Source organism: Pantoea sp. C1E2, assembly GCF_056491465.1.
This window is the reverse complement of record NZ_JBSZHT010000002.1, coordinates 150,226-176,103: the sequence shown is the minus strand read 5'-3', so window position 1 is coordinate 176,103 and position 25,878 is coordinate 150,226. Positions and strand designations below refer to the sequence as shown.

Here is a 25,878-nt window from a genome sequence, read left to right as displayed (position 1 = left end):
TTTATGTATCATCTTCGTGTGCCGCAAACGGCGGAAGAGCTGGATACTTATTATCAGTTCCGCTGGGAAATGTTACGTAAGCCGCTGCGTCAGCCGCAGGGTTCTGAACGTGATGCCTGGGATGCACTGGCGCATCATCAGATGGTGGTCGATGAGCAGGGCGCTCCTGTTGCGATTGGCCGCCTCTATATCAATGCCGAAAACGAAGCCGCCATCCGCTTCCTGGCCGTGCACCCTTCGGTACAAGGCAAAGGATTAGGGACGCTGGTGGCGATGACGCTGGAATCCGTTGCGCGTCAGGAAGGGGCGAAACGCGTGACCTGTAGCGCCCGTGAAGACGCCGTGGAGTTCTTTGCCAAGCTGGGCTACGTCAACCAGGGTGAAATTACTGCGCCACAAACCACGCCGGTGCGCCATTTCCTGATGATTAAACCGGTGGTGACGCTGGATGACATTCTGCACCGAGCTGACTGGTGTGGTCAGTTGCAGCAAGCCTGGTACGAACATATTCCGCTCAGTGAGAAAATGGGCGTGCGCATTCTGCAATATACCGGGCAGAAGTTCGTCACCACCATGCCTGAAACGGGCAACCAGAACCCGCATCACACCTTATTTGCTGGCAGCCTGTTCTCACTGGCCACGCTCACTGGCTGGGGGCTGATTTGGCTGTTGCTGCGCGAGCGCCATCTGGGCGGCACCATCATCCTTGCCGATGCGCACATTCGTTACAGTAAGCCAATCAGTGGGCGTCCTGGGGCGATAGCCGATCTCGGTTCACTGAGTGGCGACCTTGATCGTCTGGCGCGCGGCCGTAAAGCACGTGTGCAGATGGAAGTGGAACTGTTTGGTGATGATGAATTGGGTGCGGTGTTTGAAGGGGTGTATATCGTCTTGCCAGCCGACTCAGACGGCCCATTAGAAGAAGGTGGTTCGGGCGCGCGCATTAATTAGTTCTGGCGCATTACATTGTGCAGCTGTTGGACCTCAAACGGTGGCGGCGCATTGTATTGCAGCTCGGTCAGCGGCAGGACGCCGCTAACCGTTACGCGCGATAACCCTCACCGCGACCGTTGCTGAATACCTATTGAACCTGCCCCGCATGCATCGTCTGCTGCACCGATTGCGTATCGGTGGTCACGGATAAATTACCCTCAACGCTCTGGCGCAATGGTGCTGCAGCACTCAGTGAGCCTTTCGCTTGCAGCAACAAATTACTGTTGCCGCTGAGAGGCAACGCAGGCCAGCCCCAGTTCTGCAACACATTGGCTGGCACCGCCTGGCCTTTGAGATTCAGCGTCAATGGGCGCTGTGCATCCTGCCCAACACTCGCGGTCCCTTCCAGCAAACCGTTGCCGTTAAAGGCGCTCATTTCCGTCACCTGAATCTGCTGATCGTTAGCATTAAAGGCAATGGAGGGATGGCGCAGATCGGTGCGATTAAAGGTCGCTTCCGCCGCGTTAAAGCTCGCTTTACCGCCCCAGATTCCCCACTGATGCTGACGCGCCAGTAGCAGGTTATCGGCGTTACCATCCAGCGCGGTCATCTGGAACGGGAAGGCCGGGTTGATATCGATCACCAGATTACGGTTGGCTGTTGCGTGCGTCACCAGCACGCTATCCAGCCATGATGGCAACGCTTGCTGCCAGCGATCGCGCCAGTTCTGCGGTAAGGTATATTCCAGCCCGGCAATGGCTAAATCACTCAGCGTCAGGCGTTTATCGCTGCGCGTCCAGTTGCCGCTGGCACGGATTACGCCATTGGCCCAACGTGAACTGAACTGGGCCAACTCAATGCCCTGCGCCGAGAAGTTGGCATTCACAATCGGATCGTTAAGCTCAAAACCACCATTAATGAAGTTGCCGGCATTCATCGACAGCGAGCCATCATCGCTCTGCCAGTCATCCCCACGCAGTGTAATATTCTTCAGGGTTAAATCGAGGTCGGTGACGGCCCAATCAGGTCCCTGCAGGCGTGCATCGGTCATATCCAGCCGGTTGATGCTCACTGACGGCACATCGCGCAGAGGATTGAGGAAATCACTCAGATTTTGATGGGTCTGCAGGCGAATATCGTTAAGGCGTAACTGATCAATCTTCCAGTTGCCTTGCGCGTCGCGCTCGGCGTTGCCGGTCATCGAACCGCGCGCGAGATCGGCCCCGATATTGCTGAATATCATACGATGCTGCTTAACACTCCCCTGCAGCAGCACATTATTGCCGGGAACCCCATCCAGCGTCAGCATGCCCGCACTCATCTGGAACTGTGCATCGCTGCCCAGCATATCCGTCGGGGTCGGTTTCCACGGGATAATTCCGCCGTTAACTCGCTCAGCGATCATCGGCAGCATGCTGTGCGGGCTATCAATGCGCACGTTATTCAGTTGCAGGCGATTGGCCTGAATGGGCAGTGTGGTATCGGGCGTCTGATTCGCGAGATTAATCTCGCCATCACGCACATCGATGCTATCAAAATGCAGCCAGTCACTGAATTGCACCAGTGCCAGTCCGAGGTCGACGCGTTTAGCCACTAACACGGCTGGCTGGCCATCATGACCGAAGCTGAAATCATCCAGCATGATGTGCGAGGGAGAAGAGAAGTTGTGTTCAATCTTGCTAAGAGAGAGATGCCAGGCGGTCTTATCACTTACCCAACGGCTAAACCAACCTGCGCCCCACTGTGTCTGCAGCAAGACATAGAGGACTACCAGCCCCAGCAGAATCAGCAGCAGTAAGGTAAGGAAAAACTTGCCTAAAAATTTCATCGCATCCATCCATCCCGATATTTATCCGGTAAGAGGTTGTTATGCCTGAATTACCGTTACACCTCAACAGCCTGGATGTAAAAGCGGATAAATAACAGGCAGGCCGCAGCCTGCCTTATGGGTTACTTTTCCTGTGGAAAGACGAGGTTAAGTACAATTGCGGTGATACCACCGGCAGCAATGCCCGAGGAGAGCAGGGTTTTCAGCCAGTCCGGAGCGAATTGCAGAATCAGTGGTTGCTGCGAAACACCCAGACCAACGGCCAGCGACAGTGCGATGATCATAATGGCGCGACGGTTCAGCGGCTCGCGCGAAACGATACGCACGCCCGATGCGGCAATCGTGCCAAACATCACAATGGTCGCGCCACCCAGCACCGGCTCAGGAATGTGCTGCACAAAACCACTCACTGCCGGGAACAGGCCGAGTACGATCAGCATCAGCGCCACGACAAAACCCACATAACGGCTGGCAACGCCGGTCAGCTGAATCACGCCGTTGTTCTGCCCAAAGCAGGAGTTCGGAAACGTATTGAACAATGCGGATACAAATGAGTTGAGGCCGTTAGCCAGCACGCCGCCTTTAAGGCGCTTCATATACACCGGGCCGGTAACGGGCTGCTCGGAAACGTCAGAGGTCGCGGTGATATCGCCGATGGTTTCCAGTGAGGTCACCATAAACACCAGCATCAACGGGATCAGCAGGTTCCAGTCAAATCCCAGGCCGTAGTAGAGCGGGGTTGGCACGGCGACCAGTGGCTGAGAAGTGGCAGCAGGGGCAGCAGGCAGCATATCCAGCGCCCAGGCCAGTGCATAACCGACTGCCATGGCAATCACCAGTGAGGCAACGCGCAGATACGCATTACGCTGGCGGTTCAGCAGAATAATCACCACCAACACCGCGCCAGCCAGCAACAGATTTTTTGGCGCGCCGAAGGTGTGATCGCTCATTGCCGCGAAACCACCGCCAATCGAGGTCAGGCCAACCTGAATCAGTGACAGGCCAATAATCATCACCACAATGCCGGATACCAGCGGCGTGATAATGCGACGCGCCAGATGCAGGACGCGAGACAGCACCATTTCGGTACAGGACGCCACCATCAGCGTGCCAAACAGTGCAGCCATCATGGTCGGCACATCGGCACCGCCATTTTTCAGCGCCATACCGCCCATGATCAGCGGTGTCACAAAGTTAAAGCTGGTGCCCTGAATCGACAGCAGGCCTGAGCCCACCGGCCCCCAGGTTTTGATTTGCAGAATCGAGGCGACGCCCGAAGCAAACAGCGACATGCTGATGATGTGCTGCGTATCCTGAGCCGGTAAACCCAGCGCCTGGCAGATCAGCAGCGCGGGCGTAATCACCGCTACGAACATCGCCAGCAGATGCTGGCAGGCAGCAAACAGCGTTTGCGGCAGCGGTGGACGATCTTCGAGGCGGTAAATCAGTTCACTTTTTGCAGTGATTGGCTGATGAGATTCAGCAGTATTGACGGACATGGTGGGCGTTCTCAATAACAACAAAGGGGCGATTTTAAACGGTTGCGTTGTGAAAGCAATCGTTTGCAATGCCCCTTTTCACTTACATTGATTTAGAGCGTAAACACGGTGCGGCTTCGGCTGTCATCTTCCTGCCAGGCCTGTGCCACGTCGCTCAGTGGGCGCATCTGGAAGGCGATAGAGAAATCACTTTCAGCAGCGGCATTCAGCATCTCGCTAATGCAGGCAATCAGTTCCGCATCGGACACGCTGCCTAATCCGCTGCCCATCAATGTCAGGCCGGATGAGCGCAGCAGCTTGCTGTGCAGCGTGATTTCCTGACCGCTCAAGGATCCAATTTGCACAAAGCGCACCACTTTCTCACCACCGGCCACTGCGGCCTGCATAATATCGAGCGCACTCTGGCCCCACAGGTAATCCAGCACCACGTCGATGCCTTCTTTCATCAGGGCAGGCAGTGCTCCGGGCAGTTCATCGAGCGTCAGGGTGATGTCCGCTCCCTGGCCACGCAGTTGTTCCAGCACTTCACGATTGCGTCCGGTGGCGATGATTTTTCCCGCGCCGAGGTGCCGTGCAATGCGTACCGCCAATCCACCTGACGTGCCGGTTGCACCATTGATCAGCACCGTTTCCCCTTCCGCTAACTGGGCGCGCCGAGTGAGTGCTGCCCATGAGGACATGCCGGGATTGGCAATGGCTGCCGCTAATACGGGATCCAGCGTGGCTGGCAGCGGCACAACGGCGGCGGCGGGTACCAAAGTTCTCTCGGCCATGCTGCCCCACGGGGCTTTGAAAGCCAGGAAATAGACCGGATCGCCATTACTCAGGGTGCCCGTGCCATCAATGCCGGTGATAAAGGGATAGTGTGAGTCTGTGCTGTAGTGAGTGCCGGCCGCGCGTGATTTTGCCAGTTGGCTGATAGCCGCGGCTTTCACGGATACCACAACGTGATCGCCCTCGGCCTGAGGCTCTGGAAAATCACCGTAAACCGGCCGTTCGCCTGCCGCAGATACGATTGCTGCTTTCATGTTTTCACCTTTGGGTAATCGGATAATATGTGTAATATGCACACATTAGTTCTGCCTCGGGATAACGTCAATGAAAAGTGTGCAAAATACACATAATAGTGCAGAGTTTGATGATCTGCATAACGCGCTGTTAATGATTGTGGGCACCTTCAATCGCCCGCAACGTGATGAGTTACTGATAAAAGAGTCCAACATTCAGCTCGATCGGGCCTTATTCCCGCTGCTGATTCAGATTGGTCGCTTTGGTCCGATTGGCGTGGTTGAACTGGCAGAGCGCGCCGGGCGTGATTACACCACCGTCAGCCGTCAGGTCGCGAAACTGGAAGAGCTGGGACTGGCGCAGCGGCAGAAAAATGCCAGAGACAAGCGGGTGAACGAAGCGGTGATTACCGCAGCGGGTAAGACGATGACCGATAAAATTGATGCCGCACGAGCGCAGATTTATCAGCATCTGTTTGAGAACTGGCAGGACAGCGAGCGCACCGAATTGGCGCGCCTGTTGCAGAAATTTGTCGGGGACTTTATGGCGATTGATCGTAACGCGTAGGGTCGATCAGGCGTGGAGTGCGAGTTATTTATCACGCTTGAGCACGGTCAGGTGCGCCTACCGTTAAGCGTTGCTGTAACGCTCGGTCTCTGGGAGCCAGCGTTCAATTAACGCCTGCGCCTGTTCTGGATAGTGCTGGTGGATATGGCGCGCCACACGCTGCACTTCCGGGATCATGCCCTGATCGCGCAGTAAATCTGCGACCTTAAATTCCGCGTTGCCGGTCTGGCGAGTTCCGAGCATTTCACCAGGCCCGCGAATTTCCAGATCGTGCTGAGCGATGACAAAGCCATCGTTGCTGTCACGCAGCACCTGCAACCGCTTCTGCGCAGTTTTGCTGAGCGGCGCTTTGTACAGCAGCACGCAATGCGAGGCCACTGCGCCACGACCGACGCGGCCACGCAGCTGATGCAGCTGAGCCAGACCCAAGCGTTCCGGGTTTTCGATGATCATCAGGCTGGCGTTGGGCACGTCTACCCCGACTTCAATCACCGTGGTAGCGACCAGCAACTGAATCTCGTTGGCTTTGAACGCCGCCATCACCGCCTGTTTTTCTGCTGGCTTCATGCGGCCATGCACCAGCCCAACCTGCAAGCCTGGTAGCGCGACTTTTAACTCTTCCCAGGTGGCTTCCGCCGCCTGAGCTTCCAATACGTCCGACTCTTCAATCAGCGTACACACCCAGTATGCCTGGCGACCTTCATGGCAGGCGTTTTTCACCCGCTCGATGATATCGCCACGGCGGGTATCCGGAATGGCCACCGTGGTGACCGGTGTACGACCGGGCGGTAATTCATCGATGGTGGAGGTATCGAGATCGGCATAGGCGGTCATCGCCAGGGTACGTGGAATCGGCGTGGCGGTCATGATCAGCTGGTGCGGATGGAAACCCTGCTCTTCGCCTTTTTCCCACAGTGCGAGGCGTTGATGCACGCCAAAGCGATGCTGTTCATCAATGATCACCAGCGCCATGCCGTTGAATTTGACCTGCTCCTGGAACAGCGCATGGGTGCCGACCACCATCGCCACCTGTCCGCTGGCAATCGCTTCCTGCTGGGCTTCACGCGCTTTGCCTTTCTGCTTGCCAGCTAGCCAACCCACCTCAATGCCTAGCGGCGCAAACCACTGACGGAAATTGTTGGCATGCTGCTCGGCCAGTAATTCGGTTGGTGCCATCAGCGCCACCTGTTTGCCATGAGCGATAACATCCAGCGCCGCCAGCGCCGCGACCAGCGTTTTACCCGATCCAACATCGCCCTGCACCAGACGCATCATCGGGAAATCATTGGCTAAATCGCGCTCGATTTCTTCAACCACACGCTTTTGCGCGCCAGTGGGTGAGAAGGGTAGCGCGGCCAGCAATTGATCCGCCAGATTATGCTTTGCAGGCATTGGCAACGCATGATGACGCTGCGCACCAGCGCGCACGGCTAACATGCTGAGATTGTGCGCCAGCAGCTCTTCAAGAATTAAGCGCTTTTGTGCGGGATGGCGACCGGTTTCAAGCTCGCTGAGACGTAAATCGGGTGGCGGGCGATGCAGCGTGCGCAATGCATCCGGCAAACTCATCAAGCCGCCGCTCAGTTCTGACGGCAGCAGCTCGGCAATCGGACAGCTCTCCAGCAATGTCAGCGCTTGATCGGTGAGATTGCGCAGCGTTGCCTGGCGAATACCTTCGGTGGTGGGATAAACCGGTGTCAGAGTTTCCTGTAGCTCCACGCCGCCCTGTTCGCCCTGCACGCGATACTCGGGATGAATGATTTCAGCACCGCGCTGGCCGCGTTTGATTTCACCGTAAGCGGTAACGCGACGGCCTGGCGCCAGACTGTTTTTCATCCCGGCATTAAAATTGAAGAAGCGCATGGTGAGCACACCGCTGCCATCGCTGATCTGGCATACCAGCATGCGGCGGCGGCCAAACGTGATCTCACTGTGCAGCACTTCACCTTCCACCGTGGACCAGACGCCCGGCAGCAGGTCATTAATCTTGTAGAGTTGGGTGCGATCTTCGTAGCGCAGCGGCAGATGCAGCAGTAAATCCTGAATGGTGAACAGGTTAAGTTTCGCCAGTTTCCCCGCCTGACTGGCGCCAACGCCGGTCAGGGTACTGAGCGGTACGGCATCCAGCAGACGGCCTTTCATTTTTTACCTGTGGATTGCATGGTGGCCCACCAGTCGGCATCGGCTTCCACCTCGCCCTGGGCGTTGATATGCGGATAAGGCAGACCTTTTTGCTTCGCCACGCGCGCTAGCACCGGATAACCGCCTTCAAACAGTAAACGCTGCTGTTCATCAGCGTCCAGCAAGCTGTGCTGGCGTTTATACATACCAGCGTTTTGACGCTGGCGCTGCGCTTCATACAGAATCAGCGCGGAAGCGACGGACACGTTGAGCGACTGCACCATGCCGACCATCGGCACAATGATGTCCCGATCGGCGAGCGCCAGCGCTTCAGCAGTAATACCGGTTTTTTCCTGACCCATCAGAATGCAGGTGGGTTTGGTGTAGTCAATCTCGCGGAAATCCACCGCGTTCGCCGACAGATTGGTGGCCAGCACCTGCATGCCCTGTTCTTTCAGGTGACGCACGGCTTCCGCGATATGACGATGCGTCTGTACTTTCACCCAGCTATTGCTGCCTGCAGATGCAGACACCATGGTGCGCATGCGCACGCTAGGCCAGACGGCGTGTACTTCGTGGATACCGACTGCGTCAGCCGTACGAATCACCGCTGAGACGTTATGCGGCTTATGCACCTGCTCCATGCAGACGGTGAGATCGTGCTGGCGCATGGCCAGCATTTCCTGGATACGAGCAAAACGTTGAGCGTTCATGCACTAATTACGGTTACGGTGAACTTTAATCACATCCGGCATTACGCGGATTTTACGCATAATATTGGCCAGATGGACGCGATCGTTCGCGGTGAGGCGGATAAAGGCGCTGTAAACACGGCCATCGCGCTCTTCTGTGTTGAGACTCTGAATATTGGAACCGGCTGTGTTGATCGCCGCCGTCAGGTTCGCCAGTGCGCCCTGGTGGTTGAACATATCCACCTTAATTTCAGCGACGAACTCCTGGTCGATAACCTTGTCCCACTCAACCGGCATGAACTTCTCTGGCTCTTTCTGATAGCCGCGGATGTTTCGACAGGATTCGTGATGCACCACCAGACCTTTACCCGGGCTGACGTGCGCGACAATCGGATCGCCTGGAATCGGGCGGCAGCACTTGGCAAAGGTAATCAGCACGCCATCAGCACCTTTAATCGGCAGCTTTTTGCGTTTGCTGTTGCTTTGCGGTTGCTCAGCGCCAGACTGCAGCAGGTTCTTCGCCACCACCACGCTCATGGCATTGCCAAGGCCGATTTCCGCCAACAAATCTTCAATGCCGGCCAGCTTCATGCGCTCCAGCTCGTGCTGAATATTTTCTGGCGGGATCTCAGCTAACTTCTTGCTGCCACCGAGCGCATGGCTCAACAGGCGACGGCCAAGGTTGACGGAGTCTTCACGCTTCAGATTTTTCAGCAGTTGACGAATCTTGGCACGCGCTTTTGAGCTGACGACAAAGTTAAGCCACGCCGCATTAGGACGTGCGCCAGGCGCGGTGATAATTTCAATAGTTTGACCGCTGGTCAGCGATTGTGACAGCGGATAAGGTTGGCGATCGACGCGAGCACCCACACAGGCATGGCCGATATCGGTATGCACAGCATAGGCAAAGTCTACTGGCGTGGCGCCAGCAGGCAGTTCGACGATACGGCCTTCCGGCGTGAATACGTAGATCTCATCAGGGAAGAGATCGGATTTCACGCTTTCGATAAATTCAAACGAACTACCGGCGCTTTGCTGCAGCTCCAGCAGGCTTTGCAGCCAGCGCTGGGCGCGAATCTGGGCGGTTGTACCGTTTTCACCGGCCTCTTTATAGGCCCAGTGTGCCGCTACCCCCATCTCTGCCATCTGATCCATATCTTCAGTACGGATCTGCACTTCGACCGGCACGCCGTGCGGGCCAATCATCGAGGTGTGCAAAGATTGATAGCCGTTGGCCTTGGGAATCGCGATGTAATCTTTGACGCGTCCGGGACGCGGCTTGTACAGACTGTGCATCTGACCGAGCACGCGATAACAGGTATCCAGGTCTTTCACGATAACGCGAAAGGCGTAAATATCCATGATCGAGTGAAATCGCTGCTCTTTCAGGTGCATTTTGCGGTAAATCGAATAGAGATGTTTTTCACGGCCACTGACACGGCAGGGAATGCCTGCTTCCTGTAAGCGCCCATCGATTTCAGAAAGAATCTTCTGAATCATCTCTTTACGGTTACCGCGCGCCGCTTTCACCACCTCTTTGATCACGCGGAAACGGTTAGGATAGAGCGCTTCAAAGCCGAGCTCTTCCAGTTCTGTTTTCAGGTGATGAATACCGAGACGATGCGCCAGAGGACTGTATATCTCTAACGTTTCCAGTGCGATACGACGTTTTTTATCCGGTCGTAACGCACCGAGCGTGCGCATGTTGTGCGTGCGGTCAGCCAGTTTGATCAGAATGACGCGGATGTCTTGCACCATCGCCATGATCATTTTGCGGAAGTTTTCAGCCTGCGCTTCTTTCTTGTCACGGAACTTCAGCTTGTCGAGTTTCGACACGCCTTCCACCAGTTCGGCGACGCTTTTGCCAAACAGCTGTTCCATATCCTGGTAGGTGGCAGGTGTATCTTCGATCACGTCATGCAGTAGTGCGGCCATCAGCGTTTCATGGTCGAGTTTCATCTCGGCCAGAATGCAGGCAACAGCAACAGGATGGGTGATGTAGGGTTCACCGCTGGAGCGTGTTTGACCCTCGTGGGCATCACGCGCGACAAGATAAGCTTGCTTGAGGCGCTTAATCTGCTCCTCAGGCAAGTATTTTTCAATCAGTTGATTGAGGCTTTCAAACAGATACAAGGTTGACCTGCGAAGTGCTGTTAACGACGACCTTCAGCGATAGCGGTAACGGCTTGTAACTCAGCGGCTTCCTGCTCTTGCTGCTCCTGACGATCACGGACATCCAGAATCTGGTTGGTGATCAGGCCTTCTTCGATTTCGCGCAGGGCGATAACGGTGGCTTTATCGTTCTCTTCTGGAACCAGCGGATCTTTGCCGCCAACCTGCATCTGACGTGCACGACGTGCAGCGACCAACACCAGGTCAAAACGGTTACCAATTTTCTCTACTGCGTCCTGAACGGTTACGCGTGCCATAGGTGTGCTACTCCACAGATGATGAAGAAATGACTGGGCATAATACTGAAAGTGACTTCAGACTGCCAATAGTTTGCTGATTAAAGCATCATGTCGCGATTTTTGGCGACTCATACGCAGACGTTCTGCGCGAATAATGTGTTTCAGGTCGGTCAATGCCAGGTCGAAATCATCATTCACGATCAGATAATCGTATTCAGCGTAGTGACTCATTTCCGCCACGGCTTGCGCCATACGGCGGGCGATAACCTCTTCGCTATCCTGACCACGGCCACGCAGGCGACGATCTAACTCTTCAGTCGACGGCGGCAACACAAAAATGCTGCGTGCTGCGGGCATTTTCTGACGAATTTGCTGTGCACCTTGCCAGTCGATGTCCAGAAACACATCAACGCCAGTCGCCAGCACGCGCTCAATGGCCGCGCGTGAGGTGCCGTAGTAATTGCCAAACACTTCCGCGTGTTCGAGGAAGTCGTCAGCGGCAATCATGGTCTCGAACTCGGGCTTGGAGACGAAGAAGTAGTGTTCACCATGGGCTTCACCGGGACGCACGCCACGGGTGGTATGAGAAATAGACACCTGCGTATCGTACAGCGGTTGTGTCTTTAACAGCGCCTGAATCAGGCTGGATTTACCCGCGCCGCTTGGAGCGGAAATAATATAAAGCGTGCCTTGAGCCATGGTTATCTTGAATTGAGTAAAGAGCGGAGTCGATTTCCTGCACAGTATACACGGCTTAACGGTGCCACGCAGCGTTTGCCGTTGGGCTAAGGTAATTCTTTTTCTGTGAACCCGCGCCAGGCAGCATGTTAAGCCGTTGCAAACACCTCAAAACGCAGGGAATCCGCCTGTACTTTTTCACCTTCAACACTGGTCATCGTCGTTGCCGCACTCTCCAATAGACAAAAAGGAGAGCAACGATGAAAGGATGGTGGTTTCTATGCTGCTGGTTTTTCACTGCGGTTTGCGGAGCTAAAGCGCTGTGCCCTAACTGGTCCCCGGTGCGTGCCGAGCAGGAAATTGTTCAATTACAAAGCCAGTTACGGCACTGGGATGATGCTTACTATCGCAAGGGCACGAGTTTGGTCAGCGATGGGGATTATGACAGCCTGCAGCAGCGCTTACGGCAGTGGCAGCGCTGTTTCACACCGAATCAATTGCCTGACCAGGCTCAGCTCACAACGGACGGAAGCACCCGCCATCCGGTGGCACATACCGGGTTACGTAAACTGCGCGATAAACTGGCGGTGGCGTACTGGATGCAGGATAAATCCCCACTGTGGATACAGCCGAAAGTCGATGGCGTAGCCGTGACGCTGGTATATCGGCGTGGGCAACTGGTTTCCCTGGTGAGTCGCGGCGATGGCTTGCGTGGCGAAGAGTGGATAACCAAAGCCCGCCATATCCCAACGATTCCGCCGCAGATAGAAACCGATCGTGAAGAAGTAGTACTGCAAGGCGAGCTGTTTCTGCTTATGACCGATCATCAGCAGGCCCGTGATGGGGGGCGAAACGCCAGAGCGCAGGTGGCGGGCGCGATGATGCGCCTTGAAGCTTCCCCGCTGCTGGCCGAACTGGGCATTTTTATCTGGGCATGGCCTGATGGTCCAAACCCGATGCCGGCTCGACTGGCGCAGCTATCCCGCTGGGGATTGGGCTTGTCTCAGACCTGGAGTCGGCAGATCAACAATGAAGAGGAGGCGGAAGTATGGCGCGACCGCTGGTTTCGTGCCTCGTTGCCGTTTGTCACCGATGGCGTTGTAATCCATCAATCACCGGCCAGTGCCGGGCGCGATTGGCAGCCTGGCCAGGGACATTGGTCGGCCGCGTGGAAATATCAGCCGGTTGAAGTGAGCAGCGAAGTGTTGTCCGTGGATTTCAACGTTGGGCGCACCGGGAAAATTGCCGTGGTGCTCAACCTCATCCCCGTTCAGCTCGATGATAAAACCGTGCGCAGAGTGAATCTTGGGTCGCTGCGGCGCTGGCGGGAGCTGGATGTCATCGCTGGCGATCAGGTGATAGTGACATTAGCCGGTCAGGGAATTCCCCGCTTAGAGCGAGTGATCTGGCGAGTGGCAGGGCGTGATTATCCAGCCGCACCGCAGCAGGGCGAATTTAATCCACTGTCTTGTTTACACTTCAGCCACGATTGCCATCTGCAATTTTTATCACGCTTAAGCTGGCTTAGTCAGAAAGCGGTATTGGATATTCCTGGCGTGCAGCGCAGCAGCTGGCAGCGGTTACTGAACAGTGGCGCGATCACCCATCTGTTCTCCTGGCTGACGTTAACACCTGAAGAGATCGCGCAGGCCAGCGGGATATCCGCCGCGCGGGCACAAGAGATCTGGCAGCGTTTCCAAAAGACACGTCAACAACCCTTTCGGCGCTGGGTGAGCGCATTAGGTTTGCCGTTACCTCGAGCCGCATTACAAGCCTTGCCGGATAATGACTGGGCAACGTTGCTGGATCGCTCAGCAGAGGAGTGGCAGCAGTTGCCCGGTGTCGGACGCACGCTGGCTGAGCGGATTGTCAAAATGCTGCAGGATGATGAATTGCTTGAGCTTATCCGTTATTTGCAGCAGCAGGAGATTCCTGCTGCATCTTTAATGCTCGGGGTGAGGATAGTTGAAGATCGGCAGGCCAAGGCGGAAACGTAGCGCCAATAAACGGCCAAAGAAACCGGCCAGCAGGGTAATGATCACCACAGCTTCATGCGGAAGCGGCGTTTTGAGCAACAGGATATAGAGCCAACCTGCGGCAAACGCGATACCGGCGTACAGCTCTTTTTGGAACACCAGCGGGATGCGGTTGCAGAACATATCACGCAGCACGCCACCAAATACGCCGGTGATCACGGCGGCAATAGCGGCAATGATCGAGGCATGGCCAGAATCCAGTGCGACCTGCGCGCCAATAATGGAGAACACCACCAGGCCCAGCGCATCCAGCACCAGAAACACTTTACGCAGATGATTCATCAAAGGGGCAACAAAAGTGGTCACCACTGCAGCAGCCGCCACAATCATGATGTACTCCGGGTTTTTAACCCAACTCAATGGATAATGCCCGAGCAAGATGTCACGCACCGAGCCACCACCGATTGCGGTGACGGAAGCAATGATGATGACGCCAAATAGATCCATTTTACGGCGGCCAGCGGCCAGCGCGCCGGTCATGGCTTCGGCGGTGATACCAATAATATAGAGAACGGTTAATAACATAGAGCACTCCAAAAGATTGGCGGCCAGCCTAAAGATTTCCTCAGTTATCGACCACTGAGTTTTTCTAAAAAAGGCGCCATCGGATTAGCCGTGTTGATGCCGCACATGCTAACAGGCTTAACCCGCTTGATAAATCGTGAGTGCGTTACGTATTCGCATAAAAAAATGTGATGTGAGGAGCACGGTAGTGCAAGTTTGTGGGAGTTCGAACGTGAGGCTGAGGAGGGTGTGACAATATCAAAAAAGAAAAAAGCGTGCTGGCGACCAGCACGCGAACGCATCTTCTCAGATGCCCAGAGCCCACCATACAGACTTGTTTTTATTATCCGTTTCTTGCTCGCACGTTGGCGAAACTTTTCAGGCTAAAACGGTATTCTGGCTGGAACCAGGAACGACCGTAGTAGCAGTAGACCAGCATTCTGATGGATACCATGGCAAGGTAACCCCAGATAGCGCACAACACTGAAGGGGTCAGCCATACGGTAAACAGTGTGACACCCAGGCCAACCAGCACCGATGAGGTTTCTGTGAAGGCGATACGCGAGAATTGTTTCTCACGCTGTAATATGGCGCGATAATGTTGCCCCTGCGGGATAATAATGAAAATCACAGAAATCATTTCCAGCATAATCGCCATTTCAGGTTGATTCATTATTCTGCTGTATAAATCACTACCAATAAATAGCACGGCGAATATCATCATGCCGCTTAACACATTTCCCCAGTACAGAATGGAAAGCTCGCTATTATTGAGATTTATATTTCTGATAACTGAATTACCAAAACCACGGTCGGCAAGCGTATCAATAATCAGTAAAATAACAATGGCAATCGCGAGTAAATCTAACTCGTTTGCCTGTAGTATTTGTGCCAGAAGTGAAAGCTGTAAAACACCAATGCCGACGATTTTTATGGATGACAAAATTGACCATTTGGCACTGGCCAAACTTTTTTCTCTTATCGCCATGTTCTGCTCGTTATGGTACATGTACCAATGCAATTAAGGGTTCACCCGGGCGCCTGCCCAGAGTACAGATCACATCAATGCAGCGTTTCCTGACGCAGCCCTGAAATGCCTTTCAGAGTTTGCCACGTAAAGATGCATTCAATTAAATGATGCTCTGAATTTAAAGAGATGCCCCTGGCGCGTAAATATTTAATTGTCTCAGCGGTATCTCCTCCTGCTCGGAGGAAATCCGCAAGATCATTATAAAATCCCTTTGAGTTGTTATATTCCCCGGCCAGTATCCTACTGGCAATCTCAACAAATTCTTTTTCTGACAACAAAGGATAGGTTGAGCGATCCATGTTATTTCCCTGCTGTTGTTATTATCGGGTATTGCTGTGTGTGAATGAGTTATACCGTGTTTTAATTAAATTAACACCATAAGAAAACTCCTATAAATGAACTTCAGGAATAAATGGTTTCAGACTTTGCATCAGAATAGATAAGACGATTGATTAACGATTAATAAGTCCTGTCAGACATTTTGGCAGGCGATCAAACAAGTGAGTTGAACAAGATAAAAAAAACACCGATAAATCAGAGGGACTAAGATTCGCGAACGGTGCTCTCACCAGGAATTTTCCTGGTGAGAAGACTTTAGCCAGACTGGTGATTAGCACGAAAAGCAGCAGGTATTATCGTTAAACAGTTAAACGCTATTGCGTGGAAAACGATGACTTTTTTATTGATTGCTTCCAGCGAAAGTTAAAGCAGCACGATTTTTATAATGCATTGATTCTAATGAGTTAACAGGTGGAGAAGTTGATCCAGGTCGCGTTTCACCCAGGCAACATCCTGAGCAAACTTTTCATCAGACATAAGGGGTTGGCGATAAACCACCATCACCACTTCGGCTCCCTTTTCGTTAGCAATCACGCGCATCGGCATATAAATCTCTTTTCCGCTGCCGGTGTCAATCCAGTGATCCATGACACCAAAGGGGTTGTGCGGCGTGAAGCGAATCTTCACTGAACCTTCAGGCCCTTTGGCTTTCCAGTAGTTTCCTTCTTGTGTGAGCGTACTGGCACTCAGCCCACTTGCCCACTTGGCAAAGCATTCAGGTTTCCAGATGGTTTCATATAAATCTAACCAGTTGCGGGGAATGGTCAGCGTGACTGTCTGAGATGGCAGCATGGAACCTCCGTTGAGCGAAAGAAAGGCAGGGGTCTGTAGAGCTGGCTTCAGGAGATGAATGATGGCCGCCACAATAAATTGGCGGCCTTGAGGCCGTACCCTACAGAATCATGAGACTGCCTACAGCAAAGATTACCTTAACTGAAGGGCATTCCGCTGCAAATGGCGGGATAGTGGAAGTGTGCTGCATAAGAGGTTTCCAGTGAAAACCTCATCCTTAGATAAACTTGCCGCGTCCCTGAATATCCATTGTCTCTGCGGTGCCGTCCTCATGACGTAAAACAAAGCCATCGGATTGAGCCACGACCGCGCAGCTGTGATTGGGGAAGATGCGCAGCAGAGTCCCCCGCGCCGGGACATGATCTCCGTACTGCAGAAAACCATGTTCTTCCGATAGCTTCAGGACTTCGTATTGGTGACCCTGTTCATCCACGGCAATGCCGAAACCGCTGGCGTTGGTGCCGTGCGGACCTTTGTCGGAGCTGAGCATCTTGGAGCCGGCATCAATAATCGCGAAATGCGGATTCACCGCCACTACACGCGTTACCACGCTGAGCGCCAGCGCATCGGGTGTGCATAATCCCAGACGCCAGGCGGTGAGATCTAACAGCGCATAGTTTCCTGGACGAATTTCGTCGCTGCCTTCAGCCACCGGCGCGGCCAGTGCTGTAGGCGTGGAGCCAACGGAAATGGGGCAAGGCGCAAAGCCTGCAGCGATCAATTGCTGCTGAACCTGACGCATCAAGATGATTTCTTGCTGTGCAACTTCAGCGATAGCCGCAGCATGACCTGCGCCGTAAGCATGGCCGGCGTGCGAAACCAGCCCGGCAAAAGGTAACCCCGCTGCTTTAATCTGCTGCGCCAATGCCACGGCGGCATCGCTGTGTGGATCGATACCCACCCGATGCAATCCAACATCCACTTTAATGGCGATCGACAATGCACAGCCAGGCTGCAGTTGATGGGCTTGAGCAATGGCCACAACACCGAGATCGCAGTCGACAATACAGGTTATACGCGCCTAATGTTGCTGTGCCACGGCCAGTAATTCCGTCAGCGTATCGGCGTGAACCACCGGATAAGCCAGCAGCAAATCACGCTCCCCGCCGAGGATAAAGGCAATGCCCTCACTGGGTTTTGAGACGGTAATCCCACGCGCACCTAACTGGCGTTGCTGTTCGGCAATCCAGACACTTTTATGGGTTTTGATATGTGGGCGCAACGTGACGCCAGCGGCATCGGCTTTTTGCTGCATATGTCGCAGATTGCGGTGCAGGCGCGCCGCATCAATTTCGAGATAAGGCGTCAGTCGGTCAGCGATAAGAGGCCGTAACCAGCCAGCATTGGCATTCTGTTCCATCATGATAGTCCGCAGAGTATTCCAGGTGCGGACTATCATTCATCAATGCGCTTGAGAATGCCAGCCGCCAGCTTATCCCTTGATCGTAGCGTTTGAATTCTGGAATCCGCCGCCCAGATCTTCAATCAGCACTACAGCCAGATTGATCTGCTGTGCCTGCAACGCCACCAGCTTCTGATCGGACTCGATAAGTTGGTTCTGAATGGTCAGTACATCAAGGTACGGACGCAATCCGGCGGTGTATTCACGGTTTAAATCATCCCATGCACTGTGAATCAGCTGATTGGCGCTCTGCTGCTGCGCCAGCTGATCCTGAATCGACTGCAGTTGCGTGATGGTATCGCTGATATTACCCAGGGAACCAATCAGCAGCTTGTTGTACTGCGCCACGGCCAGATCATAGTTAGCGTCACTTTCTGCTAAATCGGCGCGGCGTTGACCGGCATCGAAGATTGGCAGAGACAGACTTGGGCCAACATTAAAGAACTGACTGGGTGCGCCGAAGAATGCATCGCCGAGCAGTGAACGGGTACCCGCTTCCGCCACCAGGTTGATGTTGGGATAGAACTCGGTTTTCGTTGCGGCAATTTGCTTTGATGCCGCTTCAACGCGCCAGCGCGCCGCCACCACATCCGGACGACGACCCAGTAGCTCCGCCGGAATGTTACCCGGCAGCGTGGCGGCAATCGGGACATCCATTTTCGCCGGTTTCAGTTGGTGCCAGTAATCCGGCCCTTTACCAATCAGCGTGGAGAGTTGAATGCCCGCATCAGTGACATTCTGTTTGGCTTCGGTCAGGGTGGCTTCAGCGGTTTTTTGCTGTGACAGCGCCTGCTTATATTGATAGTCCGACGTTAAACCGGCGCTAACATACTGCTGCTGAATTTTGGCGATGCCACTGGAACGGTCGGCATTCTGTTTTGCCAGTTCAGCGTTCGACCAGGCCAGATTGAGGTTATTCCAGGCACGCGTTACGTTGACGGCGAGCGTCAGCTGGCTGGCCTGGCGATCTAATTCACTGGCGCGCGCCTGACCCAGCGCAGCTTCTGCCGCATCTTTTTTGCCGCCCCACAGGTCAAACGTGTAGCTCATACCAATATTGGCCGTGCGCAGCGTGCTGTAAGTTTTACCTTGCAGAAGTGGGTCGTCGACTTTTGCCACACGCGAACGCGTAATCCCGGCATTGAGATCCACATCGGGATAGCGTTCAGCATCGGCGGCGATGACTTGTGCGTTAGCTTTGTCCGCCTGCGCGTTCACTACCTGTAAATCCGGACTGGATGTCATGGCATCGGCGATCAGCCGGTTCAGCTGTGCATCATTAAAACTCTGCCACCATTCCGTTTTTGGCCAGTTCGCTGCGCTGAAGTGCGCGCCTTTCAGCGATTTATTGGCTTGAAGAGAGTTAGCATCGAGCGGTGAATTATGAGGGTGTAAGCCGTGCGGATTGGCACAACCGGCCAGCAATGCGCTGGCCACGGCAAGCGCCAACAGCGCGCGTGGTTTGGAGGTAAATAACAAAGTCATGTTTTCGGTCAGAAGAGGAGAGAGCCGACCATTACATGAGTCTGTGCAAATTTTGACAAACCTGTTTTTCGTTAAGAATGGTTGGTAAATGTGAGCGGTAGAGAGGAGCAGCAGGCGAGCACCTGCTGCATCAACAGATTAGATGTAAAGCGAGGCTTCACCCGGTGGACGGGTTTTAAAGCGGCGATGTAGCCAAAGATACTGCTCTGGCGCGCGCAGGATCTCTTTCTCAATGACTTTGTTCATATAAGCCGCAGCCGCTGCCTCATCTTCATACGGATAGTTTTGCAACTCCGGCTGGATGATCAGCTGATAGCCGCTCTTATCGGCATTACGGATTAGCACAATGGTCAGCATGGCTGGCTTAGCCAGACGTGATAACACAAAGGTGCCGTTGGTGGTGGCGGCTTTTTCCACGGCAAACAGCGGTGCGAACACGCTGCCTTTCGGGCCGTAATCCTGATCCGGTGCGAACCAGACCGCTTCGCCCTGTTTCAACGCCTGTACCATACCGCGCAGATCGCGACGATCAATCATCGCCTTGTTCGATCGCATACGACCTTTAGTCTGCGCCCACTCCATTGCCTGATTATTGTGCGGACGATACATTGCCATCATGGGCTGACACAGGCCAGTGATGCGGCCGCCCAACTCAAGCGACATAAAATGCACACCAATCGCCATCACGCCGCGATGGTTTTTTTGTGCATTTTGCAGATTGTGCAGGCCTTCAACCTGGAAATAGCGGCGCACGCGTGTATCAGACCAGAACCAGGCAATGCCAGTTTCTGCCAGCGCCATGCCCAGCGATTCAAAGTTACCGGCGATCAATACCTCTTTATCTTCCTCATTGATATGCGGGAAGCAGAGTTCAATATTGCGACGAGTAATGCGCTCACGACGCTTAAGGAAACGGCGTGACAGCTTGCCAGCAGAGGCGCCAAGCCGGATTAAAATAGGATAAGGAAGCTGTACCAGCAGCCACAGCACACCCAGCCCAAACCAGGTAAACCAGTAGCGGGGATGCAAAAGTTTGGAATTGAACTGCCCGTTTTTCTTCATAACGCCTTCAGGGAAAGAGTGGGTGTATCGCACAAAGAAGGGTGTCCATGAATTCCTGGCGGTACGGCTGTGCTAATTACGACCAGTAGATTAGCAAATAGTGCCCTCAAAGAAACGTAATCTCTGCAATCTTTAGGATTGAGAGGTTTCATTGAGGAAGCGTATTTTCAACGGAATATCCATGGAATGAAAACAAATAATTAATGAAAAACAACATCATAATTTCTTGCTGTGATAGTCCATAAGGTTGATTCACAGTCATGTTTGGTCAGCCATTGACATGCATAATCATCAAAGCTTTCACAATCTTTACATTGAAAAGTCTGCAAATTGGTCTAGAGAATAAGCGAAACGTGCTGGGCGTGACGGCGGGCAAAAAAGCCCGGATCACCGGGCTTTTTTAACACCATCCGAATGAGGTGTTACTCAATGTTCTGAATCTGCTCGCGCATCTGCTCGATCAATACCTTCAGCTCAATGGCTGATGCTGTGATATCCGCATTAATCGACTTAGAAGCCAGTGTGTTCGACTCACGATTGAACTCTTGCATCATAAAGTCGAGACGGCGGCCAACGGCTTCTTTCTTCTTCAGGATGTTATAGGTCTCTTTGACGTGCGCATCCAGGCGATCCAGCTCTTCCGCCACATCAATGCGCTGCGCCATCATAACGAGTTCTTGCTCAAGGCGCGTATTTTCCAGCTGCACTTCAGCTTCTTCCAGCTTGCTGACCAGACGCTCACGCTGCCACTTCACCACTTCCGGCATTTGCGCACGGACTTTGCTAACTTCCAGCGACACGCCTTCTAAACGCTGCTCAATCAGAGACTTGAGCGCAGTACCTTCGCTTTCACGTGCTTCGATGAAATCATCCAAAGCACCATCCAGTGCGGCCAGCAACTCGGTATTAATCGCATCAAGATCCTGCTCCTGAGCCGACATCACGCCAGGCCAGCGCAGAATATCCAGCGGATTAATCGCGCCTTCATCGGTCTGCATCTTCACCCAGTTGGCGGATCGCACCAGCTGTTTCGCTAAGGCTTCATTCAGTTGCAGCTCACCCTGGGCACTTGGGTCAGCATCGAAGCGCAGATTGCACTCGATTTTACCGCGCGTCAGGCGATTACGAATACGCTCGCGAATCACCGGCTCCAGGCTACGAAATTGTTCGGGTAGACGGATGTAGGTTTCCAGATAGCGCTGGTTTACCGAGCGAAGTTCCCAGGCGGCGCTGCCCCAGTGGCCTTTTGCTTCTCGGCGGGCGTAAGCGGTCATGCTGCGGATCATAAGCTAGTACTCATTTTCAGGAATGTTCCTCGCATTATAGTGACGGCAGCCAAACCATGATAGGCATAAGCGCAATGAGCTAACGCAGCGCGCAACTTTTGGTGAAAAGGGTGACGTTTCATCCATTCACCCCCTATGATGTCCTGTGTGATACCTAAACAGTCTGAGGCTATGATGCTGAATAAATTGGCGATGCCGTTGGCGCTCGTCTTCTTTCTGGCCGGATGCCAGACACCCGCTACACCTCGTGAACAGATCCCACCCAATACCGCTCCTGTTGCCGTGTGCGGCTCAGGAGACATCATGATGCAAACCACCCTGTGGTTTGGGATGAACAAGCCGAAAGGCGGCGTCGTCAGCAGCAGCGAATGGCAGCAATTTGTTGATAATGATGTCACGCCACGATTTAAAGACGGGCTTTCAGTGTATGACGGCAAAGGCCAGTGGCTGGGAGAGGGTGGAAAGCTGGCGCGAGAAAACAGCAAAGCGTTAATGCTGATTCATCAGCCGGACCGCACAAGTTCTGACAGCATCAATGCGCTGCGCGATATTTATAAAAAGCGCTTCGATCAGGAGTCGGTGATGCGCGTGGATTCTCTGGTGTGTGTCGCGTTCTGAATCAGAACGGGGCCGCTTTGATGAGCGCGGCCCTGTTTAGAGCGACTTGCTGGCCGCTCGGCTGTCATTAAATAAACAATCCCGCAAACGCCGCTGACAGCAGGCTCACCAGCGTGGAACCATAAACCAGCTTCCAGCCAAAGCGCGATACTACATTGCCCTGGCGCTCGTTCAGACCTTTAATCGCTCCCGCCACGATGCCAATTGAAGCAAAGTTAGCAAACGACACCAGGAACACGGACAGGATGCCGAGACCGCGCGGTGACATTTCGGCAGCGATTTTCTTCAGCTCAATCATGGCGACGAACTCATTGGCCACCAGCTTGGTCGCCATGATGCTTGCTGCCTGCAGGGCATCGGCGGAAGGGATGCCAATCAACCACGCAAACGGATAGAAGACATAGCCCAGCAGTTGCTGGAAGCTATAGCCAAACACCGCGGCGAACAGAGCATTAATGGCGGCAATCAGGGCGATAAAACCAATCAGCATTGCCAGAATAATCATCGCTACCTTAAAACCGGCAAGGATGTACTCGCCCAGCATTTCAAAGAAGCTTTGATCTTCGTGCAGCTTATCCAGTGCGATGTGCTCTTCATTTTCCGGGCGCGTCGGATTGATGATCGACAGGATGATGAAGGTACTGAACATATTCAGCAGCAGCGCGGCAACCACATATTTCGCATCAATCATCGACATGTAGGCACCGACAATCGACAGTGACACCGTCGACATCGCGGTCGCGGCCATGGTGTACATGCGCGGTGCGGAGATATCGCCAAGGATGCCTTTATAGGCGATGAAGTTCTCCGACTGACCCAGAATCAGCGTACTCACGGCATTGAACGATTCAAGTTTGCCCATCCCGTTCACCTTCGACAGCAAGGTGCCCACCAGACGAATCAACAGCGGCAGAATGCGCCAGTGCTGCAAGATACCGATCAGGGCAGAAATGAACACAATCGGGCAGAGTACGCCGAGGAAAATAAACGCCAGTCCCTGTTTCGCCATATTGCCGAACACAAAATCGGTGCCCTGCGCAGCGAAGGTCAATAAGGTCTCGAAAAAGCCGCCGACAGCGGTCACTACTGATTGGCCGCCCGCTGAATGCAGGAAGAACCAACCCAGAGCAGCCTCGACAACCAACAATTGAATAATAAAACGCGGACGAATCAGTTTGCGGTCATGGCTGACCAACAGCGCAAGGGCGAAGATCACCACCAGCGCCAGCAGGAAATGGAGTATCGCTGTCATCATTTGTCTTTTTATGGGAGGAAAGGGCGCATTTAGCCACAGCTGGGGCTAAATTTCATCCGGGAAAAGTGCCGCATGTAGGCAGGACAGCCGCGCACGAAGTCCGTATAATGCGCAGCCAAACCTAAGCAAGCCGGAGAGAAACCATGCGTCCAGCAGGCCGTAACGCATCTGAAGTGCGTCCCGTCACCCTCACTCGTCACTACACCAAACATGCAGAAGGTTCTGTGCTGGTTGAGTTCGGTGAAACCAAAGTGCTGTGCACCGCCACCGTTGAAGAAGGTGTGCCACGTTTCCTCAAAGGTAAAGGCCAGGGCTGGATCACCGCCGAATACGGCATGCTGCCACGTTCCACCCATAGCCGTATGGCGCGTGAAGCAGCCAAAGGCAAGCAGGGCGGACGTACATTAGAGATTCAACGTCTGATTGCCCGCTCGCTGCGTGCCGCTGTGGATTTGGACGCGCTGGGCGAGTTCACCATCACGCTGGACTGCGACGTGATTCAGGCCGATGGCGGCACGCGTACCGCGTCGATTACCGGTGCTTGCGTCGCGTTAGCCGACGCGCTGAATGCGCTGGTTGCTGCGGGTAAATTAAAAGCCAGCCCATTAAAAGGTATGGTGGCGGCGATTTCAGTCGGTATCGTTGGCGGTGAAGCGCTGTGTGATCTGGAGTACGTTGAAGATTCCGCTGCTGATACTGATATGAACGTGGTGATGACCGAAGATGGCCGCATGATTGAAGTGCAGGGCACCGCTGAAGGTGAACCGTTCAGCCATGAGGAATTGCTGCAACTGCTGGCGATAGCGCGAGGCGGCATTGAGCAGTTGATTCAGGCGCAAAAAGCAGCGCTAACAAATTGATATAACAGGCGACCATAGAGTCGCCTTTTCTTTATTTGAGGAGTGAGAAATGAAAGCCTGGCAGCGTCAGTTTATTGAATTCGCCCTGAACAAAGGGGTGCTGAAGTTTGGTGAGTTCACCCTGAAATCGGGTCGTAAAAGCCCGTACTTCTTTAATGCTGGTTTATTCAACACCGGACGTGACTTAGCGCTGCTGGGACGTTTCTATGCGCAGGCGCTGGTGGATGGCGGCGTTGATTTCGATTTGCTGTTTGGCCCGGCCTATAAAGGCATTCCGATTGCCACCACGACTGCCGTTGCGCTGGCCGATCATCACGACCGCGATGTGCCTTACTGCTTTAATCGAAAAGAAGCCAAAGACCACGGTGAAGGCGGCTTGCTGGTGGGTAGCCCGCTGCAGGGCAAAGTGATGCTGGTGGATGATGTGATCACCGCCGGTACCGCTATTCGTGAATCCATGGACATCATCAGCGCGCACAATGCCACGCTGGCGGGCGTAATGATTTCGCTGGATCGCCAGGAGCGCGGCCGCAGTGATATCTCCGCCATTCAGGAAGTGGAACGTGATTATCAGTGCAAGGTCACGGCGATCATTACGCTGGCGGAACTGATTGATTACCTTGAAGAGAAGCCGGAAATGGCGGACCATCTGGCGAAAGTGCGGGCATATCGTAAAGAGTACGGTATCTAACACCGCGGCTTTTACACGGTCGCCATCGCTGACGACCGTGTAATGCGCCACTGCGTCTTATCGGGCGCCCGTGAATGCGCGCACCGGATGCATCGCTACACTAACTGTGCAGCAATCAGTGGCCAGCGAATGTCAAAATCAGTGGTTGGGCGATAGCGGAATTCAGAGCGCACATAGCGAGACAGTAGCCCTTCGCAGAACGCCAGCAACTGGCTCGCCAGCAGTGTTTCGTCGGTCTGGAAGCCTTCGCCATCCCGCATTTTCTTCTCTCGCATCACCTGACGCAGCTGCACTTCGATGCGTTCGAACAACTGATTGATACGCCCTTGCAGGCGATCCTGTTCAAACATCAGCGCGTGGCCGGTCAAAATACGCGTCAGCCCCGGATTACGCTCACCAAATCCCAGAATCAGCTGCACGATTAAACGCAGTCGCGCGAGCGTCTCTTTCTCGTCTTTCAGGATTAGATTGATGCGGGTAATCAGACTGTCTTCAATAAACTCGATCAGGCTGTCGAACATACGCGTTTTGCTGGGGAAGTGACGATAGAGTGCCGCTTCCGAAACGCCTACATTGGCGGCCAGCTTGGCGGTGGTGATACGCTGACTGCCATCGCCCGACTCCAGCATTTGCGCTAGCGCCTGCAAAATCTCTTCGCGACGATTCCGTTTCGCGGCTTTTTTTTCTGCCATGACCTTCAAGACCCCTGAAATTCACCAAAAACAGGCAATACAGCCTCGTCAGCCACAAGCGACTTGGCCCGTGGCGACGAGAGATAAAA

General features: G+C 53.9%; 23 protein-coding genes and 1 pseudogene. 6 read left to right on the top strand and 18 right to left on the bottom strand.

The features are described 5' to 3' along the window. Window positions 1–3 precede the first annotated feature (3 nt). On the top strand, window positions 4–951 hold the full coding sequence (gene fabY / locus ACXI0A_RS01095) for a fatty acid biosynthesis protein FabY (protein ID WP_224935094.1): 948 nt from the start codon (window positions 4–6) through the stop codon (window positions 949–951). Window positions 952–1,081: 130 nt separating this feature from the next. Here the strand turns inward: fabY and ACXI0A_RS01090 are convergent, their stop codons facing one another. From ACXI0A_RS01090 to ACXI0A_RS01080, 3 genes are all read right to left on the bottom strand, one after another. After that, entirely contained in the window at window positions 1,082–2,761 is a 1,680-nt protein-coding gene (locus ACXI0A_RS01090; protein ID WP_224935091.1) for an AsmA family protein, read from the bottom strand. Window positions 2,762–2,883: 122 nt separating this feature from the next. Further along, window positions 2,884–4,260: a solute carrier family 23 protein gene (locus tag ACXI0A_RS01085; protein WP_476150670.1), complete on the bottom strand. Its 1,377-nt coding sequence runs from the start codon at window positions 4,258–4,260 to the stop codon at window positions 2,884–2,886. A 92-nt stretch (window positions 4,261–4,352) separates the two neighbouring features. Continuing rightward, window positions 4,353–5,288 (bottom strand): zinc-binding dehydrogenase, encoded by a 936-nt coding sequence (locus ACXI0A_RS01080; protein ID WP_476150671.1) that lies wholly within the window; start codon window positions 5,286–5,288, stop codon window positions 4,353–4,355. 70 nt (window positions 5,289–5,358) lie between these two features. On the opposite strand from ACXI0A_RS01080, the gene ACXI0A_RS01075 reads away from it, so the two are divergent. Then, window positions 5,359–5,835, top strand: coding sequence for a MarR family winged helix-turn-helix transcriptional regulator (locus ACXI0A_RS01075; RefSeq protein WP_224935083.1), 477 nt, complete (start codon window positions 5,359–5,361; stop codon window positions 5,833–5,835). A gap of 63 nt (window positions 5,836–5,898) precedes the next feature. On the opposite strand, the gene recG is transcribed toward ACXI0A_RS01075, so the two are convergent. From recG to gmk, 5 genes are read right to left on the bottom strand one after another with little or no spacing between them, the layout of a single operon-like run. Then, on the bottom strand, window positions 5,899–7,977 hold the full coding sequence (gene recG, locus ACXI0A_RS01070; protein ID WP_476150672.1) for an ATP-dependent DNA helicase RecG: 2,079 nt from the start codon (window positions 7,975–7,977) through the stop codon (window positions 5,899–5,901). Further along, on the bottom strand, window positions 7,974–8,669 hold the full coding sequence (trmH, locus tag ACXI0A_RS01065; protein WP_476150673.1) for a tRNA (guanosine(18)-2'-O)-methyltransferase TrmH: 696 nt from the start codon (window positions 8,667–8,669) through the stop codon (window positions 7,974–7,976). The genes recG and trmH overlap by 4 nt, the downstream gene beginning before the upstream one ends. A 3-nt stretch (window positions 8,670–8,672) precedes the next feature. Continuing rightward, the gene (spoT, locus tag ACXI0A_RS01060; RefSeq protein ID WP_224935077.1) at window positions 8,673–10,781 is read right to left on the bottom strand and encodes a bifunctional GTP diphosphokinase/guanosine-3',5'-bis pyrophosphate 3'-pyrophosphohydrolase; all 2,109 of its coding nucleotides are present in this window, start codon (window positions 10,779–10,781) and stop codon (window positions 8,673–8,675) included. A 20-nt stretch (window positions 10,782–10,801) separates the two neighbouring features. Next, window positions 10,802–11,077, bottom strand: a complete 276-nt coding sequence (rpoZ, locus tag ACXI0A_RS01055) for a DNA-directed RNA polymerase subunit omega (RefSeq protein WP_013511051.1) — start codon at window positions 11,075–11,077, stop codon at window positions 10,802–10,804. Window positions 11,078–11,134: 57 nt separating this feature from the next. Continuing rightward, complete coding sequence (gene gmk / locus ACXI0A_RS01050) at window positions 11,135–11,758, bottom strand: guanylate kinase (protein ID WP_200577810.1); 624 nt, start codon at window positions 11,756–11,758, stop codon at window positions 11,135–11,137. A 239-nt stretch (window positions 11,759–11,997) separates the two neighbouring features. Here gmk and ligB point away from each other — a divergent pair, with 239 nt between their 5' ends. Next, a complete protein-coding gene (gene ligB, locus ACXI0A_RS01045; RefSeq protein ID WP_476150674.1) occupies window positions 11,998–13,734 on the top strand; it encodes an NAD-dependent DNA ligase LigB in 1,737 nt (578 codons plus the stop codon). On the opposite strand, the gene ACXI0A_RS01040 is transcribed toward ligB, so the two are convergent. The 8 genes and pseudogenes from ACXI0A_RS01040 to ACXI0A_RS01005 form a co-directional block, all read right to left on the bottom strand. Then, window positions 13,681–14,298: a trimeric intracellular cation channel family protein gene (locus ACXI0A_RS01040; RefSeq protein WP_034823853.1), complete on the bottom strand. Its 618-nt coding sequence runs from the start codon at window positions 14,296–14,298 to the stop codon at window positions 13,681–13,683. The genes ligB and ACXI0A_RS01040 overlap by 54 nt on opposite strands. A 322-nt stretch (window positions 14,299–14,620) precedes the next feature. Beyond that, window positions 14,621–15,265, bottom strand: a complete 645-nt coding sequence (locus tag ACXI0A_RS01035) for an oligosaccharide flippase family protein (protein ID WP_224935073.1) — start codon at window positions 15,263–15,265, stop codon at window positions 14,621–14,623. 74 nt (window positions 15,266–15,339) lie between these two features. After that, complete coding sequence (locus ACXI0A_RS01030; RefSeq protein ID WP_224935071.1) at window positions 15,340–15,606, bottom strand: hypothetical protein; 267 nt, start codon at window positions 15,604–15,606, stop codon at window positions 15,340–15,342. Between the two features lie 436 nt (window positions 15,607–16,042). Further along, window positions 16,043–16,438, bottom strand: coding sequence for a polyketide cyclase (locus ACXI0A_RS01025; RefSeq protein ID WP_476150675.1), 396 nt, complete (start codon window positions 16,436–16,438; stop codon window positions 16,043–16,045). 217 nt (window positions 16,439–16,655) lie between these two features. Then, a pseudogene (locus tag ACXI0A_RS01020) lies at window positions 16,656–17,798 on the bottom strand (alanine racemase). 72 nt (window positions 17,799–17,870) lie between these two features. Continuing rightward, on the bottom strand, window positions 17,871–19,325 hold the full coding sequence (locus ACXI0A_RS01015; RefSeq protein WP_476150676.1) for an efflux transporter outer membrane subunit: 1,455 nt from the start codon (window positions 19,323–19,325) through the stop codon (window positions 17,871–17,873). A 138-nt stretch (window positions 19,326–19,463) separates the two neighbouring features. After that, on the bottom strand, window positions 19,464–20,387 hold the full coding sequence (gene lpxP / locus ACXI0A_RS01010) for a kdo(2)-lipid IV(A) palmitoleoyltransferase (protein ID WP_476150677.1): 924 nt from the start codon (window positions 20,385–20,387) through the stop codon (window positions 19,464–19,466). Between the two features lie 422 nt (window positions 20,388–20,809). Beyond that, on the bottom strand, window positions 20,810–21,673 hold the full coding sequence (locus tag ACXI0A_RS01005) for a YicC/YloC family endoribonuclease (RefSeq protein ID WP_224935056.1): 864 nt from the start codon (window positions 21,671–21,673) through the stop codon (window positions 20,810–20,812). Between the two features lie 174 nt (window positions 21,674–21,847). On the opposite strand from ACXI0A_RS01005, the gene ACXI0A_RS01000 reads away from it, so the two are divergent. Next, window positions 21,848–22,291, top strand: a complete 444-nt coding sequence (locus tag ACXI0A_RS01000) for a DUF3574 domain-containing protein (protein ID WP_224935054.1) — start codon at window positions 21,848–21,850, stop codon at window positions 22,289–22,291. A 67-nt stretch (window positions 22,292–22,358) separates the two neighbouring features. Here the strand turns inward: ACXI0A_RS01000 and ACXI0A_RS00995 are convergent, their stop codons facing one another. Next, on the bottom strand, window positions 22,359–23,543 hold the full coding sequence (locus ACXI0A_RS00995) for a nucleoside transporter C-terminal domain-containing protein (RefSeq protein WP_476151190.1): 1,185 nt from the start codon (window positions 23,541–23,543) through the stop codon (window positions 22,359–22,361). A gap of 146 nt (window positions 23,544–23,689) precedes the next feature. Here ACXI0A_RS00995 and rph point away from each other — a divergent pair, with 146 nt between their 5' ends. Beyond that, on the top strand, window positions 23,690–24,406 hold the full coding sequence (rph, locus tag ACXI0A_RS00990) for a ribonuclease PH (RefSeq protein ID WP_100702031.1): 717 nt from the start codon (window positions 23,690–23,692) through the stop codon (window positions 24,404–24,406). Between the two features lie 49 nt (window positions 24,407–24,455). Next, window positions 24,456–25,097, top strand: coding sequence for an orotate phosphoribosyltransferase (gene pyrE, locus ACXI0A_RS00985; RefSeq protein ID WP_100702030.1), 642 nt, complete (start codon window positions 24,456–24,458; stop codon window positions 25,095–25,097). Between the two features lie 95 nt (window positions 25,098–25,192). Here the strand turns inward: pyrE and slmA are convergent, their stop codons facing one another. Continuing rightward, on the bottom strand, window positions 25,193–25,789 hold the full coding sequence (gene slmA, locus ACXI0A_RS00980; protein ID WP_476150678.1) for a nucleoid occlusion factor SlmA: 597 nt from the start codon (window positions 25,787–25,789) through the stop codon (window positions 25,193–25,195). Between the last annotated feature and the right edge of the window lie 89 nt (window positions 25,790–25,878).

Excerpts from the sequence above, each read along its gene's own strand:
- fabY (WP_224935094.1), top strand. The coding sequence starts at position 4 with ATGTATCATCTTCGTGTGCCGCAAACGGCGGAAGAGCTGGATACTTAT.
- ACXI0A_RS01090 (WP_224935091.1), bottom strand. The coding sequence starts at position 2,761 with ATGAAATTTTTAGGCAAGTTTTTCCTTACCTTACTGCTGCTGATTCTG.
- ACXI0A_RS01085 (WP_476150670.1), bottom strand. The coding sequence starts at position 4,260 with ATGTCCGTCAATACTGCTGAATCTCATCAGCCAATCACTGCAAAAAGT.
- ACXI0A_RS01080 (WP_476150671.1), bottom strand. The coding sequence starts at position 5,288 with ATGAAAGCAGCAATCGTATCTGCGGCAGGCGAACGGCCGGTTTACGGT.
- ACXI0A_RS01075 (WP_224935083.1), top strand. The coding sequence starts at position 5,359 with ATGAAAAGTGTGCAAAATACACATAATAGTGCAGAGTTTGATGATCTG.
- recG (WP_476150672.1), bottom strand. The coding sequence starts at position 7,977 with ATGAAAGGCCGTCTGCTGGATGCCGTACCGCTCAGTACCCTGACCGGC.
- trmH (WP_476150673.1), bottom strand. The coding sequence starts at position 8,669 with ATGAACGCTCAACGTTTTGCTCGTATCCAGGAAATGCTGGCCATGCGC.
- rpoZ (WP_013511051.1), bottom strand. The coding sequence starts at position 11,077 with ATGGCACGCGTAACCGTTCAGGACGCAGTAGAGAAAATTGGTAACCGT.
- gmk (WP_200577810.1), bottom strand. The coding sequence starts at position 11,758 with ATGGCTCAAGGCACGCTTTATATTATTTCCGCTCCAAGCGGCGCGGGT.
- ligB (WP_476150674.1), top strand. The coding sequence starts at position 11,998 with ATGAAAGGATGGTGGTTTCTATGCTGCTGGTTTTTCACTGCGGTTTGC.
- ACXI0A_RS01040 (WP_034823853.1), bottom strand. The coding sequence starts at position 14,298 with ATGTTATTAACCGTTCTCTATATTATTGGTATCACCGCCGAAGCCATG.
- ACXI0A_RS01035 (WP_224935073.1), bottom strand. The coding sequence starts at position 15,265 with ATGGCGATAAGAGAAAAAAGTTTGGCCAGTGCCAAATGGTCAATTTTG.
- ACXI0A_RS01030 (WP_224935071.1), bottom strand. The coding sequence starts at position 15,606 with ATGGATCGCTCAACCTATCCTTTGTTGTCAGAAAAAGAATTTGTTGAG.
- ACXI0A_RS01025 (WP_476150675.1), bottom strand. The coding sequence starts at position 16,438 with ATGCTGCCATCTCAGACAGTCACGCTGACCATTCCCCGCAACTGGTTA.
- ACXI0A_RS01015 (WP_476150676.1), bottom strand. The coding sequence starts at position 19,325 with ATGACTTTGTTATTTACCTCCAAACCACGCGCGCTGTTGGCGCTTGCC.
- lpxP (WP_476150677.1), bottom strand. The coding sequence starts at position 20,387 with ATGAAGAAAAACGGGCAGTTCAATTCCAAACTTTTGCATCCCCGCTAC.
- ACXI0A_RS01005 (WP_224935056.1), bottom strand. The coding sequence starts at position 21,673 with ATGATCCGCAGCATGACCGCTTACGCCCGCCGAGAAGCAAAAGGCCAC.
- ACXI0A_RS01000 (WP_224935054.1), top strand. The coding sequence starts at position 21,848 with ATGCTGAATAAATTGGCGATGCCGTTGGCGCTCGTCTTCTTTCTGGCC.
- ACXI0A_RS00995 (WP_476151190.1), bottom strand. The coding sequence starts at position 23,543 with ATGACAGCGATACTCCATTTCCTGCTGGCGCTGGTGGTGATCTTCGCC.
- rph (WP_100702031.1), top strand. The coding sequence starts at position 23,690 with ATGCGTCCAGCAGGCCGTAACGCATCTGAAGTGCGTCCCGTCACCCTC.
- pyrE (WP_100702030.1), top strand. The coding sequence starts at position 24,456 with ATGAAAGCCTGGCAGCGTCAGTTTATTGAATTCGCCCTGAACAAAGGG.
- slmA (WP_476150678.1), bottom strand. The coding sequence starts at position 25,789 with ATGGCAGAAAAAAAAGCCGCGAAACGGAATCGTCGCGAAGAGATTTTG.